Source organism: Kerstersia gyiorum, from assembly GCF_048595715.1.
Lineage (GTDB): Bacteria > Pseudomonadota > Gammaproteobacteria > Burkholderiales > Burkholderiaceae_B > Kerstersia > Kerstersia gyiorum.
Genome location: NZ_CP169556.1, coordinates 3,314,123 through 3,329,259 on the forward strand (window position 1 = coordinate 3,314,123; position 15,137 = coordinate 3,329,259).

Genomic DNA, 15,137 nt, shown 5'->3' on the forward strand with positions numbered 1-15,137 from the left:
CTCATGACTGATTTATATATCTGAAATGGCCCATAAAACCTGACCACTTTTTCAAAGACATATAGACCAATTGTTCAAGCACGCCCAACTCGAATCCGTCAAAGCGTGGATCGCCGACCCTGCGCACAACGCCTTGCCGCTACATGCCCGCATCCGCCGGGCGATACGGCAACTGATACTCGACGGTGCGCTGGAAGCCGGCCGCCCCCTGCCCGCATCGCGCCTGCTGGCCCGTTCGCTGGGCGTTTCACGCGGCACGGTAGAGGAAGCCTATAGCCAGCTGCAAACCGAGGGCTTCATCGAACGGCGGGTGGGCAGCGGCACGTTCGTCTCGGCGCAGATACAACGCCGGCCCGGCCGCCAGCGTACGCAGCAGGCTGCCGTGCACAGCCCCTTGCTGCGCCTAAGCCGGCGCGGCTGTGCCATGCTGGAAGGCGGCGGCCTGCGCGATTTCGTCGCACCGCGAGCATTTGCCCCCGGCGTACCGGAAACACGCAACTTTCCGCTGCATACCTGGGAACGCCTGCAGCGTCAGGTCATCAAGGAATATGGCACCAGCATCCTGCTGCACAGCCCGCCGCAAGGCATGGAAGCACTGCGCCAGGCCATTGCCGACTACGTCAATCTTGAACGCGGGGCGCACGCCTCGGCGGACCGCGTGCTGGTACTGACCAGCTCCCAACAGGCCCTGACCCTATGCGCCAATGTTCTGCTCGATGCCGGTGACCGCATCTACATTGAAGACCCGGTCTACCACGGCGCCCGCAAGGCCTTCGATGCTGCGGGCCTGACCTGCATACCTGTGCCCCTGGATGCCGAAGGCATGCGGACGGAATACCTGAAACCAGCCGCGTCGGCGGAAGCACCGGCCCTGGCGGTATTCCTCACGCCCTCACACCAGTTTCCTACCGGCACGACACTGGCACTGGAACGGCGCCTGTCCATCATCGACTGGGCTCAGCGCGAACAGGCCTGGATCATCGAAGACGACTACGACAGCGAATTCCATTACGTCGGCAAACCCACGGCCTGCGTGCAAGGACTGGACCCGCATGAACGCACGATCTACATCGGCACCTTCAGCAAATCACTGTTTCCCGGCCTGCGCATCGGCTACATGGTCCTGCCGCCGCAGCTCGTCGCCCCCATGAGCGTGGCCCGCACCCTGCTGGACGGGCACAGCGCCCCCATCCCCCAACTGACCCTGGCGCGTTTCATAGACGGCGGGCATTTCGGCGCCCATGTCCGCACGATGCGGGCCGTCTATGCCGAGCGGCGCGATGTCCTGGCGCGGCTGGTGCGCGAACACCTTGGCAGCTTCCTGGAACCCCGCATCCCCGACGGCGGCATGCAAATGCCGTGCCTGCTGACCCAGGACATCCCGGAAGCCGAGGCCGTCGCCACCGCACGCCGGGCTGGCATAGACCTGCTGGGCCTGACCGCCCTGCACGCTTCCGCACAGCACCAGGCCGGGTTCCTGACCGGGTTTGCGGCGCATACGCCGGGCGAAATGGAAATCGCCGTCAAGAAGCTGGCGAGCGTGTTGCGTGCGCTGGAAAGAAAGGGTGGGGAATGGCGGTGAAGGGTGGCATGAACACTCTCCGGTATTCATGGTGCCATCATTCCGGGGCGATGCAAACGTCGCCAGCGTCTCTCTTGAGATCCTGACCGACTCGAGGCCAAACTGAAATTTTTTTGATACCCGGCTTACTCAGTACTTGCTACGCAACCCGCGCCGTCTTATGTCCCTGTGCCGCTGTCCAGGAAAAAGGCCGATTCGAAGTCCAACAAGTCTGTAGCACGCATGCCCAATCCCCGTGCCACTGCCCGCCAATTCGCCACGGCCTGCGCCACCTCAATCCAGATCGCCCTCGCCTGTTCGGCGTCCCGCCTGAAATAGCCTCACAATCTGTCCACCGGACCCTAGATGCACTTCCAGATCACCGCGTCTGGATGAATGGTTCATTGCCATCAGAAGCCCTCCAGATCATCGGAGCCAACACGGGTGCTGCCTTCGCTGGCCGCGACAGACTGGCTGGCTTGCCGCTTGTTTCCTGAAGATGTTCTGACCCTTTGCGGTAATTGCTCGCGCACCAGATCCATACCCAGCGCATCGTTCTCCATGGACATTGCCTTGACCACAGCATCCAGGCGGCCAAGCACCTGCAAGGCGCGTAGAAAAGTGTGCAGGGCTGTGCCAGGATAGCCATTCTCCATGCGCCTGACTGTGCTCAACGATGTGCCGATGCGCAGTGCCAAGTCCTCTTGGCTCAAGCGTCGCAGGCGACGTGCCATGGAGATGTCCTGCCCCATACGCTGCAGTGCGCGTTCGACAGGCAGAGGCAAGGCAACCTGTGCGCCAGAGCGTTTCTGTGTAGAGGGCCGCATAAAATTTACCACTCAGATATGATATTTAATTTTATATAAACTACCATATCTGATCAATTAGTTAAAAATATCAAGTATTTATTCCCTACAGTACATTCTTGGCGCCTCATTGCCAACGGCCCACCGATATGCACCGCCCGAGCATGTAGCGCATGCCGCCCAGAGACGGACCGGTTGCTGACACCAGCGTTACGATTCATTCAATCCCAAGCACTTGGCCTGAGCCTCGGTGACACGTGCCTCTTCTGCCCCTTTTGACCTTTACCGTATCGTCCCTGCTGCCACGGCAGACCGGCATTGCCATCAGTCGGTGAGCGCATGAAGGCCATGGAAACAAGCGCAGAGGATGCGCAAGCAATTTGGTGCTGGAGTTTTGAAACTACTTGGAGCGGGTGAAGGGAATCGAACCCTCGTATGCAGCTTGGGAAGCTGCCGTTCTACCATTGAACTACACCCGCATTTGACCGTGCTGCCAACGTACCGCAGCAGGAAAGAAGACAATAATTCTAGCAGAAGGCGGCGCATTCGTGCGGCAGTGTGTCTTTTTCCCGTATTTGTTGCCGCCAGGCTGCGTTCACTCTGCGCGCCGCCCGACTTTTCTCTTGGTCATGGCGCTGTCATGCCCGCCCCTTACGCTGGCGTCTCTTATTCAAGTCCCAAAGAGGATAACAATATGTCGATGCCGTTCCCCCGCCTGCGCGCGGGTCTGCTTTGTTGCGCCCTGCCGCTTTGCGCGCTGCCTTTCGGCTCTGCTTCCGCACAGGCCTCCCCTTCTTCCGTCACGCTTTACGGCACGATTGATGTGGCCGTGGAAAAGCTGTCCAACGGCCCTGGGCCAACCAACAAGCCCAATATGATTTCCGGCGGCCTGAGCGGGTCACGCTGGGGCATCAAGGGCAGCGAAGATCTGGGCGGCGGGCTGAATGCCATTTATACGCTGGAAAGCGGCTTCGACGTCTCCGACGGCACCCTGCTGCAAGGCGGCCGCCTGTTCGGACGCCAGGCCTATATCGGGCTATCCGACAAATCCTGGGGGCAATTGATGGCCGGCCGCCAGAATACCTTGATGATCGACTGGATCAGCAAGTACAACCCTTTCGGCAATGGCAATTACTCCGCCAAGCGTGTCGATGGCGCCTTCTCGGATCGCGCCGACAACGCCCTGAAATACACCGGCAAATTCGGCGCATTCAGTCTGGGCGCGCTCTACAGCTTCGGCTGGAATAACGATCAGGACGCTGAAGATTCCAAGGTCGGCCGCATGTATAGCGCCGGGGTGCGGTATCAGCAGGACGGCCTGGATGCCGCCGTGCTGTATCACGTCAAACACGCCAACAAACCCGGCCTCAATGCCGACAGCAATAACCGCGAACAGCGCCTTGCCGCCGGCCTGTCGTACAAGACCGGCGCCTTCCAGGTTTACGGCGGCTACCGCTGGCTGAAGCAAGAACTCACCACGCAGAACTACACCAGCAATATGTACTGGGCCGGCGCCAGCTATCAAATGAGCAAGCCGGCCACGCTGTCGCTGGCGCTGTACTACCTGGATGGCACGACCTGCGACAACCTGAATGCCGCCGCCTGCCCTGCCGCGCAACAGGCGGGCAAGGATCAAAAGCCCTGGCTGTTCGTGCTGGGCGCCGATTATCAGGCGTCCAAACGCACGACGTTTTACGCAACCGGCGCCTATGCCCTGAACCGCCATGACTCGTCGCTGAGCGTGATCGGCGGCAAATTCGGCGAAAACGTCAACCCAGGGGCGAACCAGTTCGGCCTGAATATCGGCATGCGCCACAGCTTCTGATGTCCCCTTCCCACGCCCCCCACGCTTCCCACGCCAGCGCGCCGCGCCACGGCGTCGCCATCGGCATCCGCCAGTTGCGCCATGCTTTCGGCGGCAACACGGTGCTCAACGGCATAGACCTGGATATCCCGGCAGGCACCATCCTGGCCCTGCTGGGGCCATCTGGCTGCGGCAAGAGCACTTTGCTCAAGTCGCTGGCCGGGTTGCTGCAACCGGACGCCGGCAGCATCCGCTTTGGCGAACGCGTGGTGCATGAGGCGCGCCGGACGTTGCCCCCCGAACAGCGCGACCTGGGCATGGTGTTCCAGGATTACGCGCTGTGGCCGCACATGACGGTCGCGGGCAATATTGCCTTTCCGCTGCAAATGCGCGGCGTGCCCAAGGCCGAACAGCGCGGGCGCGTGGAAGAAGCGCTGCAACTTGTTGGCCTGCAAGGCTACGGCAAGCGCCGCCCCGCCGATCTGTCCGGCGGCCAGCAACAGCGTGTCGCCCTGGCGCGCGCCATCGTGGCGCGCCCCCAGGTGCTGCTTTTTGATGAGCCGCTCTCCAACCTGGACCGCGACTTGCGCGAAAGCCTGTCCGCCGAGCTGGCGACGCTGTTGCGGCGCCTGGGAACCACAGCCGTCTATGTCACCCATGACCCCCAGGAAGCCCACACGCTGGCGCACCGCATCGTGCGCCTGTCGGCCGGCAATGTCCACGAAGACATCCTCCTGTAACCTGATTGCAAGATAACCATGACACACTCTTTTGTTTCCCGTTTGCTACTGCCTATCCTGGCCCTTTCCCTCATGCCCGCATTTGTTTCGACGGCCCACGCCCAGCAAGGCGAACGCAGCCTGACGGTCTATACCGCCGGGCCCGGCAGCCTGATCAAGAAACTTGCTGCCGGCTTCGAGCAGCAAAGCGGCATCAAGGTCGATGTTTTCCAGGCAACAACCGGCAAGGTCATGGCACGACTGGAGGCCGAAGCCGCCAACCCGCGTGCCGACGTACTGATTTCCGCTTCTTGGGATACTGCCCAAGACCTGGAACAACGTGGCTGGCTGCAGGCCTATGAAAGCCCGAACGCCGCGGAAGTACCCGCCACCTTCAAGACGCCCTACTACGTGGCTCAAGGCATTTCGGCGCTGGGCATTGTCTGGAATACCCAGAGCGGCAAGCCCGAACCCAAGGATTGGAGTGATCTGGCCACACCGGAGTACAAGGATCTGGTCACCATGCCTGACCCGGCCCTGTCCGGCGCCACGCTGGATCTGATCCTGGGCCTGTACGCCGCCCGTGGCGACCAGGCCTGGGAGCTGCTGGCTTCGCTGCGCAATAACGGCATGACCGTCTCCGGCCCCAACGCCCAGGCGCTCACGCCGGTGCTGCAAGGCGCCAAGGCCGCCGTGTTCGGCGGCGTGGATTACGTGTCCTATGCCGGCATCACCAAGGGCGAATCCATCAAGGTGATTTTCCCCGCCAGCGGTACGGTGATCGCGCCGCGCCCGATGATGATCCTGAAGGAAAGCAAGCGCCCCGAAGCTGCGCGCCAGTTCATCGACTACGTGCTATCGCCGGAAGGCCAGGCTGCCGTGGCCGAGGCCTGGCTCATGCCGGCCCGTCAGGATGTGGCCGCCAGCCGCCCGCTGTTCCAGGAGCTGACGCTGCTGCCCGCTGCCGCTGACGGCGGCTCGAGCACCTTGCGCGCCGATGTGCTGCAACGCTTCAGCACCCTGTTCGGCCAACGCTGATTTCTGATTGTCGTCTCCGGCAGCGGCCGCTGGCCGCGCCGGAACTGGAGAGATCATGCGCGGCATGTCCATGCTGGCAATGCTCACTCTCGCGGCCCTGGCCGTGCTGGTGGCATTGCCTATCTGTTTTATCGTTCTGCAGGCGATATTTCCACATCTGGGCGAAGCTTCCCTGCACGGTGCGTTCAGCAATATCCTGCCGGTGCTGGGCCAGGAAAACGTCGCGCCATTGCTGGGCAACACCCTGCGCCTGGGGCTGGGCGTCATGCTGGCCAGCACGCTGATCGGTGCGCCGCTGGGTGCGCTGCGCGGCCTGTTCCGCCTGCCCTGTGCGCGCCTCTGGGACCTGCTGTTCCTCGTGCCTTTCCTGCTGCCGCCCTATATTGCCGCGCTATCCTGGATGATGGCACTACAGCCCGGCGGCTATCTCATGCAACTGACTGGCCTGCATCTGGGCGCCCTGCTGTTTTCGCCAACGGGGATCATCCTCATCATGGCGCTGGGCACGTTTCCAGTGGTGTATTTCGCGGTGTCCCGCAGCCTCGCGGCAGCGGGCGGCCGACTGGCCGATGTCGGCCGCGTCTGTGGCGCCACGCCCTGGCGCGCATTCTTCCGCATCACGCTGCCGCTGGCGCTACCCGCGCTGGCCGCCTGCATGCTGCTGACGTTCACGCTGGCCATCGAGGAATACGGTGTCCCGGCGGCCTTGGGCAGCCAGGCAGGTTTTCTGGTGCTGACCACTGCCATCGAAAGGCGCCTGTCGGACTGGCCCATAGACTTGTCGGGCGCGGCCATGCTGGCGCTGCTGCTGGTTTCCCTGGCGCTGCTGGCCTACGCTTTGCAGCGCGCCATGCTGGCGGGCCGGCGTTTCGAAACGACCAACGGCAAACCGGTGGAATCCGCGCGCCGCGAGCTCGGGCCATGGCGCGTGCCAGTGCTGCTGCTGTTCACGCTGATCAGTTTGCTGGCGGTCGCCGTGCCCATTGCTTCCATGCTGGCCTCTGCGCTGACACGCACGCTATCCGGCGGGCTCAGCCTGCAAAACTTCAGCCTGGACCACTTCAGCGCCCTGCTGGAGCAAGGCGGAGAACCACTGCAAGCCTTGTCCACCAGCCTGTCGCTGGCAGTCGGCACGGCTCTGCTGGCAGGCCTGGTCGGTTTTGCCTCGGCCTGGTGCGTGCACGGCCAGCGCATACGCGCCGCCGGCTGGATAGACGCGCTGTCACTGCTGCCCGCTTCACTGCCTGGCGTGGTGGTCGGTGTCGGCCTGATCCTGGCCTGGAACCAATCCTTCTGGCCAGTCACGCCCTACGGCACCTGGGTGATTCTGCTGCTGTCCTACACCTGCCTGCTGCTGCCCTACCCCGTGCGCTATGTGTCTGCGGCCCTGGCACAGATAGACGCCAGCCTGGAAGCCGCCGCACGCGTGCACGGCGCCGGGGTCATGCGCAGTTTGCGGCATGTCACGCTGCCGCTGGCGCTGCCCAGTCTGGTGGCGGCCATGCTGATGGTGTTCGCCGTGGCATCGCGAGAACTGGTGACCTCCTTGCTGCTGGCTCCCGCCGGGGTGCAGACCGTATCCATCTTCGTCTGGCGTCAGTTTGAACAGGGCACCATCGGCCAAGGCATGGCCATGGCTGTGGTGGCTGCTGCGATCAGCCTGAGCCTGATGCTGCTGGGCATGCGCCTGCAAGGCAGGCAAACCGCCGGCCCAGGCTGAGCCCGTCTGGGGAATGCCTCGCCAGCCTCGGCCTGAAGGCCGAGGCTGGCGCTTTGGCCGTGCTCAAGGCATCAGAACGAAGACGTTACCGACAGGTAGTATGCCCGCCCGGGTTCGTTATACGTGGCCGCCCCGGCGCCCGTGAGATTACCCACCGGGGAATTCACCGTAACGGCATTGCCGCGCCGGTACAGGCGCTTGTCAAACAGGTTGCTGACGCCCGCCGTCACGGACAGATGGCGCGACACGCGATAGTTCGCCCCCAGGCCAAACAGCGCATAGGGCGACAGCGACTCCGTGGCTTCGCCCGTCAGCGGCTTGCCGTGGTAATCGTATTTCTTGGGCTTTTGCTTGCCGTACCAGGTCAGCGTGGCATTAAGCCCCAGGCTGTTACTCACGCGCCAGTCCAGGCGTGAATTCAAGGTGTACTTCGGAATGACGGACAACACTTCGCCCGTGGTTTTGTTCTTGCTCGTCAACATGACGGTAAAGTTGTTGCTCAGCGATACGGACGGCGTGAAGGTGTAGCCCAAATTGCCTTCCAGGCCCTCGACTACCGCCTTGGGCACATTTTCCCAGCGGAAGATGTTCGCCGACGTTCCCTGCGTGCCACCTGCGGGCACCATGCCTGCTTCGATCTTGTCGCGGTAATCGTTGCGGAAGTAGGTCAGCCCGGCCTGCAGGGCATCGCCCTGGTACTCCACCCCCAGTTCCTTGTTGACGCTGGTTTCCGCCTTCAGGTCGGGATTGCCCTGCAGATAGCAGGGGCCGCCGGCGCCCCAGCACCCATTACCATTGCTGTAGAGCAGATAATTGTCATTGGTCTGGTACAGGTTCGGCGTCTTGTAGGCGCGTGCGATGCCAGCCTTGATGGTGAAGCGATCGGTGATCAGGTGCGACAGGTTCAGCGACGGGCTCCAGTTGCTGCCCGTCACGCTGTGATGGTCGTAGCGCACACCCGGCGTTAGGATGGTGTCCGCCGTCAATTCGATATTGTCCTCGGCAAACACTGAGAACGTATTGGCTGCCGTCTTGCTGGCGCGCCCCATGGACACAGCACCGGGCACCTGGGCGCCACCCATGAAGCCCTGCGTCATGGAGTTGGCGTCGTCCAGTTCGTTACGTACCCATTCCATCCCCAGGGTGAGTACCTGCTGGCGGCCGAGCACATGCCCCGGCAGGCTGGTTTCGCCATGCAGGCTATAGGCGCGCAGCACGGCCTGGCCGAATTCACCAGAAGAGAACAAGCCTTCGGTACCTCCGGCCAGACCTTCCTTCAGGCGCTTGTTGCGCGTTTTTTCATACTGCGCGTAGACGTGCGAGGTGCCGAAATCGTAATCGCCCCGATGCGTCAGCGCATAGGTCTCGCGGTACAGGATATTGGTTTCCGCCCCCAGGTTTTCCTCGACCAGCTTGGTCAGGTCTTCCAGGGTCGGGTTGCCATGCATGTAGTTGTTGGTGTTCTGCGTGTCGCCGGTATAGATATTGCCCTGGCGGCTGAAGGCCGCATCGAACTCGATGGTGTGGCCCTGCACCGGTTTCCAGGTCAGGCGGCCAGCGGCGTCGCGGTTGCGCACGCCTTCGCGCCCGGCCGGGAAGGTATTTTCATGGAAACCGGTACGCGTGGACGCATGGCCACGGTTGATATCCCAGGCATCGGAATCGGTCTTGGCGATGTTGCCGTTCAGGCGAAAGCCCAGGGTCTCGGAAATCGGCCCGGCCAAGCCGAAGCTGGCCCGGCGCGTGTCGCCGTCCTTGGAGGCTTCCGGCTGGTTGGCGTACAGCGTCAGCGAACCTTGCAGGGTTTCCGGGATGCCCTTGGTAATGATGTTCACCACACCGCCTGCCGCCCCATTGCCATAGCGCGCTGCGGCCGGGCCGCGGAGCACTTCAATGCGTTCGACGGCATCGACCGGCACCCAATTGGTGTCGCCGCGCGTGTCGCGTTCGCCACGCCAGCCATAGCGCACCGAGGTGCGGCTGCTGACGGGCCTGCCGTCGATCAGAATGAGCGTGTTTTCCGGCCCCATGCCACGGATGTCGATCTGGCGGCTATTGCCGCGCTGGCCGCTGGTGGAGTTGCCGGTCAGATTGACGCCTGGCTGGCGGCGGATGATATCCGCCAGGTCATTGCTGGGCGGGTTCTCGGCGATATCCTCGGCGGTGATGATGGATACCCCCGGCGCCTGCTTGAGCGTTTCCTCTGCCGTGCCCAGCACTTCGACGGCCTCCAGGGCACGGACGGCCAAGGCCGGAAGCGGTGCTGGGGCCGGATTTTGCACTGCCGCCGATTGCGCCCAAGCACTTCCCGCCAGACCACCCAGCAAACCGCCAAGCAACACCCTGGCACCATAGATTGAAAAGCAGCGACCCGCAGACATAGCTATCTCGTGAGCAAAAAAAGGAAATCCAGCGCCTGCCCGCACGGCCCGCACCAAACAAAATCGAGAACAATTATAGCTATCATTTGATGGCTGCCCTGTCACTCCGAGCCTGCTGAATACCCTTGGCCCTCCAGGGGTACGGCGCCTCCCACCGGGCCGAAAATCCAGCATGCCCACGGTATCCTGCCCGCCGCCGCGAGCTGGCGCAATTTGGCCAAGCCGTCCGCCGCTGGCCAGGGATCAGGAGAAACAACGGGCCGGTGCAGGTCTGAGGGTGTGCTCTTTTGAGCCCGCCATGACGCCACTCATCCGCGCCCGGGCGTAGGCTATGCCTGTTCGTCCAGCCAGGAGAGCGCATGATCTCAGCCATGCCCCCCCTCTTCCCCTCGTGCACTTCGCCCCTCCGGCAAGCGCTGCCCGAGCTGCCGCCTGCTCACTCGACAGACCACCATCCGGCACAGGCAACCCCGCCACGACGGCCGCTCTTGCGCTACCAGGTGCTACCTTTTCCCAACCTGATGCTACGGGCTCCCGAGACGCCATACGGCCATGAAACAGCCATGCCCGTCATGTCGGCAGACGATACCCAAGCCACCGATTTCGATGGACACTGGAAAGACGCCCTCGAAGCCCTGCTGGCTCCGTGCGTTGCCCTTTTCTGGCCGCGCCTGCATGCGGCTATCGACTGGTCCTGCCCGCCGGACTTCCTTGACAAGGAATTGCGCGCCCTGGCTCCTGGCCGCCGTCGCTACCGCCGCTACCTGGACAAACTCGTGCGTGTCCGCCTGCGTAGCGGCGCTCCCGCGCTGATGCTGCTGCACCTGGAAATCCAACAACGCCTGGCCAGCCACTTTGCCCGGCGCATGTACACCTACTTCGCCCGGCTTCAGGAGACATTCCCCGATAGCCTCATCCTGCAATTTGCCATCGTCACCCGTAGCCCGCGGCAAACGTCCTACCTGCACTATCACTACGCGCCGCAGGGTTACGCCCAGGAAGGTCAGGATTTTCTGAGTCTGAGCTACCGGGTACCGGTGGTACATTTGCAGGACTGGGCCGGGCGAGAGCAGGCACTGCTGGCGCTGGCGCCAGACAACCCGTTTGCCCTCGTCGTCCTTGCCGAACTCGCCGCCGCCAGGCGTTCGACGCCGCAGACGCTGCTGAAAGAAAAAAAGCAGTTGGTGCGCCAGCTGTACCAATATGGCTGGCAGGCCCGGCGCATCCGCCAACTGTTCCTGTTCATCGACGGCATCCTGGCCCTGCCGCCCGAGCTGGACGATGATTTCTGGCAATCCCTGGCAAGCTTCGAGGAAGAACGAAACATGGCTTACATCAGCAGCGTCGAACGCATCGGCATCCGCAAAGGGTTGCAGCAAGGACTGAAACAAGGACGCAACGAAGGCATGGCGGGTTTGTTGCGTGCCCTACTGGAAACACGCTTCGGCCCATTGTCTGACGCAGACCTGGCGCGCCTGCAACAAGCCGACCAGACCCGCCTGCACCGCTGGGCCCAACGTCTGCTGGAAGCCCAGACGCTGGAACATGTCTGGCATTAGCCATGCCAGCCGGCCTGGAGCGCAGCGCCCGATAGACACGCCAGACGGCATCCTCCTGGCCCTGCCCCATTGTGCCTGGCAGGATACCTGCCGTCGCGTGGATGCGACAACACCTCCTTGCCGAGGCAAGGGATGAACACAGTCATACCCCGCTGCTTTCCACGGAAAGTACGCGAGATGCCGCTTCCATACCTGCATCCACACTCGCCGACCCAGGGCTTTCCCGACTTTCCCTTTGACGATCAAACAATTAGCAAGATATAATCGGGAGTTCGACATTCTGTCGTTCCATTTTTACGAGGTTCATCCCATGTACGCGGTCATAAAAACCGGCGGCAAGCAATATCGTGTTGCTGCTGGCGAAAAACTCAAGGTAGAACAGATACCTGCAGACATCGGGCAAGAAATCACCCTGGATCAAGTTCTGTCCGTGGGCGAAGGCGAGTCGCTGAAGGTTGGCACGCCGGTCGTCGCTGGTGCAGTGGTCAAGGCAACGGTTCTTGCGCACGGTCGTCACGACAAGGTCAAGATCTTCAAGCTGCGTCGCCGCAAGCACTACCAGAAGCATCAAGGCCATCGCCAGAACTACACCGAGATCCGCATCGAGACGATCTCCGCCTGAGCCATACAGGCTCTCCGGTAAGGTCACGTTTCTTGCAAGCAACCCATTCCCGGCGCAGCCAGGCGCTTGCGGCGGGAATTTGAATATCAGGAGCCAGACATGGCACAGAAAAAGGGCGGCGGCTCAACTCGCAACGGCCGCGACTCAGAAGCTAAACGACTTGGCGTCAAGGTTTATGGCGGTCAAGCCATCTCCGCCGGCGCCATCATCGTGCGCCAGCGCGGCACCCGCTTCCACCCGGGCGTCAACGTGGGCCTGGGCAAGGATCACACCCTGTTCGCACTGGCCGACGGCGTTGTCGAATTCGGCGTCAAGGGCAAGCTGAACAAGGCTACCGTCTCCATCGTCGCGGCTGAATAAGCCACGACGCATCGACGGATGCCGGCGCCTGGCGGTGTGAACCGCCGGCGCTTCCCGTGCCAGCCACGGGCCCGGTCCCTGCGCAGCGCTCGTCGCTGGCGGGGACTTTGCATTTCTTCTCTGGGAATTTTCCCCACTATCGCCTCTCCAAGGCCCCGCAATCATGAAATTCGTAGATGAAGCGACCATTGAGGTCATCGCCGGCAAAGGCGGCAACGGCGTGGCCAGTTTCCGCCGTGAAAAATTCATCCCCTTCGGCGGCCCCAACGGCGGCGATGGGGGACGCGGCGGCAGCATTTATGCCATCGCCGACCGCAATATCAATACACTGATAGATTACCGCTACAGCCGCCTGCACCGCGCCAAGAACGGCGAGAACGGCCGTGGCTCCGACCAGTATGGCGCCGCTGCGCCAGACATCGTGCTGCGCGTGCCGGTCGGCACGGTGTTCTACGATGCCGATACTGGTGAACAGCTCTTCGACCTGGACCACCATGACAAGCGCGTCACGCTGGCCGAAGGCGGCCAGGGCGGCCTGGGCAACCTGCACTTCAAGTCCAGCGTGAACCGCGCACCGCGCCAGTTCACCTATGGCAAGGAAGGCGAACAACGCCGCCTGCGCCTGGAACTGAAGGTGCTGGCCGACGTCGGCCTGCTGGGCCTGCCCAATGCCGGTAAATCCACCTTCATTACGCGCGTTTCCAACGCCCGCCCGAAGATCGCGGATTACCCGTTCACCACGCTGCACCCCAATCTGGGGGTCGTGCGCACCTCTGAATCGCGCAGCTTCGTCGTGGCCGATATTCCCGGCCTGATCGAAGGGGCTTCGGAAGGCGCCGGCCTGGGCCACCGCTTCCTGCGTCACCTGGCCCGCACGCGCGTGCTGCTGCATCTGGTGGATGTGTCCTCCCCCGATCCGGACATCGACCCGCTGCCCCAGGCCGTGGCCGACGCCCGCGCCATCGTGGAAGAACTGCGCCGCTACGACCCCGAACTGTATGCCAAGCCGCGCTGGCTGGTGCTCAACAAGCTGGACATGCATGCCGACCCGGATGCGCTGCGCGACGCGTTCGTGCGCGAGCTGGGTTGGGAAGGCCCGGTCTACGGCATTTCCGCGCTGACTGGCGATGGCGTGCAGGCACTGCTGTGGGCACTGCAGGACTACGTCGACCAGACGCGCCGCGAGGCTGACGAAGCCCAGGCCCGTGCGGAAGGCACCTATGTCGAATCCGACCCGCGCTTTGACGAAGCCCGCCAGCTGTCCGACACGCCGTCGCCCGCCGACGACAGCGCCAGCACTGACGAGCCCCCGGCCACGCCACGATAAGTCATAATCATTGCTTGCCCTCCCCGGCCTGTGAATACACGCCGGGGTTTTCCGCCATCCATCTTCTACGCTGTTGCGCTGCTGCTTCCATGGCTTCCGCTCCTGTTTCCGTTATTGCCTCCGCCGACCGCCTGGTGGTCAAGGTGGGTTCGTCACTGGTCACCAACGAAGGCCGCGGCCTCGACCTGACCGCGCTGGGCAATTGGGCCCGCCAGATCGCCGCGCTGCATGCTGCCGGCAAGCAGGTGGTGCTGGTGTCCAGCGGCGCCATTGCGGAAGGCCTGGCACGGCTGGGCTGGCTGCAGCGTCCCAAAGTCATGCATGAACTGCAAGCAGCGGCGGCTGTGGGCCAGATGGGCCTGGCCCAGGCCTATGAAGCCGCATTTGCCCGCCATGGGCTGCGGACCGCGCAGATTCTGCTGACCCACGAAGACCTGGCGGACCGCACCCGTTACCTGAATGCACGCTCCACCCTGTTCGAGCTGCTGCGCCTGGGCGTCGTTCCCATCATCAACGAAAACGACACCGTCGTGACCGATGAAATCCGCGTGGGCGACAACGATACGCTGGGCGCGCTCGTGACCCACCTGATCGACGCGGATGCGCTGATCATCCTGACGGACCAGCGCGGCCTGTATTCCGCCGACCCGCGCAAGAACCCCGATGCACGCTTCATTTCCCATGCGGAAGCCGGTTCACCCGAGCTCGAGGCCATGGCCGGCGGCGCGGGCAGCAACGTCGGCACCGGCGGCATGCTGACCAAAATCCTGGCGGCCAAACGCGCCGCCCATAGCGGCGCCCATACCTTGATTGCTTCCGGCCGGGAAAACGACGTACTGATCCGCCTGGCCAGCGGGGAATGCATAGGCACTGAACTGCATGCCAGCGCGCAGTCGCTGTCATCACGCAAGCAATGGCTGGCCGACCACCTGCGCCTGCGCGGCCGGCTGGTGCTGGACCGCGGCGCCGCCCGCGCCGTCGAGCAGGAAGGCAAAAGCCTGCTGCCCATCGGCGTCATCCGCGCGCAAGGCGAGTTCGAACGTGGCGATGCAGTGGCCTGCGTCGATGAGTCCGGCCGCGAAATCGCTCGCGGCCTGGTCAACTACAATGCCTCCGACGCGCGGCGCCTGCTGCGCCAGCCGTCCTCCCGCATTGCTGATATCCTGGGAGAAGAAGCCACTTCACCCGAATTGATACACCGCGACAACATGGTGCTCGTCAATTAGGATTTTCTGACGCA

Annotated in this window: 12 protein-coding genes and 1 tRNA gene; 10 read left to right on the forward strand and 3 right to left on the reverse strand. The window is 62.9% G+C overall.

The features are described 5' to 3' along the window. The first annotated feature begins 70 nt into the window (after positions 1-70). Complete coding sequence (locus ACEW7X_RS14505; protein WP_068367212.1) at positions 71-1,582, forward strand: PLP-dependent aminotransferase family protein; 1,512 nt, start codon at positions 71-73, stop codon at positions 1,580-1,582. A 389-nt stretch (positions 1,583-1,971) separates the two neighbouring features. Here the strand turns inward: ACEW7X_RS14505 and ACEW7X_RS14510 are convergent, their stop codons facing one another. Continuing rightward, positions 1,972-2,295, reverse strand: a complete 324-nt coding sequence (locus ACEW7X_RS14510; RefSeq protein ID WP_238591287.1) for a helix-turn-helix domain-containing protein — start codon at positions 2,293-2,295, stop codon at positions 1,972-1,974. A 477-nt stretch (positions 2,296-2,772) separates the two neighbouring features. Further along, positions 2,773-2,846, reverse strand: a tRNA-Gly gene (locus tag ACEW7X_RS14515). Positions 2,847-3,061: 215 nt separating this feature from the next. Between ACEW7X_RS14515 and ACEW7X_RS14520 the strand changes: the two genes are divergently transcribed. The 4 genes from ACEW7X_RS14520 to ACEW7X_RS14535 all read left to right on the forward strand — a co-directional run bounded on the left by ACEW7X_RS14520 (position 3,062) and on the right by ACEW7X_RS14535 (position 7,648). Further along, complete coding sequence (locus ACEW7X_RS14520; protein WP_253595165.1) at positions 3,062-4,192, forward strand: porin; 1,131 nt, start codon at positions 3,062-3,064, stop codon at positions 4,190-4,192. Beyond that, a complete protein-coding gene (locus tag ACEW7X_RS14525) occupies positions 4,192-4,911 on the forward strand; it encodes an ABC transporter ATP-binding protein (RefSeq protein ID WP_257740072.1) in 720 nt (239 codons plus the stop codon). The genes ACEW7X_RS14520 and ACEW7X_RS14525 overlap by 1 nt, the downstream gene beginning before the upstream one ends. Positions 4,912-4,983: 72 nt before the next feature. Then, a complete protein-coding gene (locus tag ACEW7X_RS14530; protein WP_253595369.1) occupies positions 4,984-5,928 on the forward strand; it encodes an ABC transporter substrate-binding protein in 945 nt (314 codons plus the stop codon). Between the two features lie 55 nt (positions 5,929-5,983). Further along, positions 5,984-7,648 (forward strand): ABC transporter permease, encoded by a 1,665-nt coding sequence (locus ACEW7X_RS14535; protein ID WP_253595160.1) that lies wholly within the window; start codon positions 5,984-5,986, stop codon positions 7,646-7,648. Between the two features lie 71 nt (positions 7,649-7,719). On the opposite strand, the gene ACEW7X_RS14540 is transcribed toward ACEW7X_RS14535, so the two are convergent. Continuing rightward, positions 7,720-10,029, reverse strand: a complete 2,310-nt coding sequence (locus ACEW7X_RS14540; protein ID WP_420177364.1) for a TonB-dependent siderophore receptor — start codon at positions 10,027-10,029, stop codon at positions 7,720-7,722. A gap of 563 nt (positions 10,030-10,592) precedes the next feature. Between ACEW7X_RS14540 and ACEW7X_RS14545 the strand changes: the two genes are divergently transcribed. The 5 genes from ACEW7X_RS14545 to proB all read left to right on the forward strand — a co-directional run bounded on the left by ACEW7X_RS14545 (position 10,593) and on the right by proB (position 15,123). Further along, positions 10,593-11,588 carry a hypothetical protein gene (locus ACEW7X_RS14545; protein ID WP_130486517.1) on the forward strand — a complete coding sequence of 332 codons (996 nt, stop codon included), beginning with the start codon at positions 10,593-10,595 and terminating at the stop codon, positions 11,586-11,588. A gap of 310 nt (positions 11,589-11,898) precedes the next feature. Beyond that, positions 11,899-12,210 carry a 50S ribosomal protein L21 gene (gene rplU, locus ACEW7X_RS14550; protein WP_068367227.1) on the forward strand — a complete coding sequence of 104 codons (312 nt, stop codon included), beginning with the start codon at positions 11,899-11,901 and terminating at the stop codon, positions 12,208-12,210. A gap of 99 nt (positions 12,211-12,309) precedes the next feature. Next, positions 12,310-12,570, forward strand: a complete 261-nt coding sequence (gene rpmA, locus ACEW7X_RS14555) for a 50S ribosomal protein L27 (RefSeq protein ID WP_068367228.1) — start codon at positions 12,310-12,312, stop codon at positions 12,568-12,570. Positions 12,571-12,733: 163 nt separating this feature from the next. Then, a complete protein-coding gene (obgE, locus tag ACEW7X_RS14560; protein WP_068367230.1) occupies positions 12,734-13,897 on the forward strand; it encodes a GTPase ObgE in 1,164 nt (387 codons plus the stop codon). A gap of 89 nt (positions 13,898-13,986) precedes the next feature. Beyond that, positions 13,987-15,123 (forward strand): glutamate 5-kinase, encoded by a 1,137-nt coding sequence (gene proB / locus ACEW7X_RS14565; protein ID WP_068367232.1) that lies wholly within the window; start codon positions 13,987-13,989, stop codon positions 15,121-15,123. Positions 15,124-15,137: the final 14 nt, after the last annotated feature.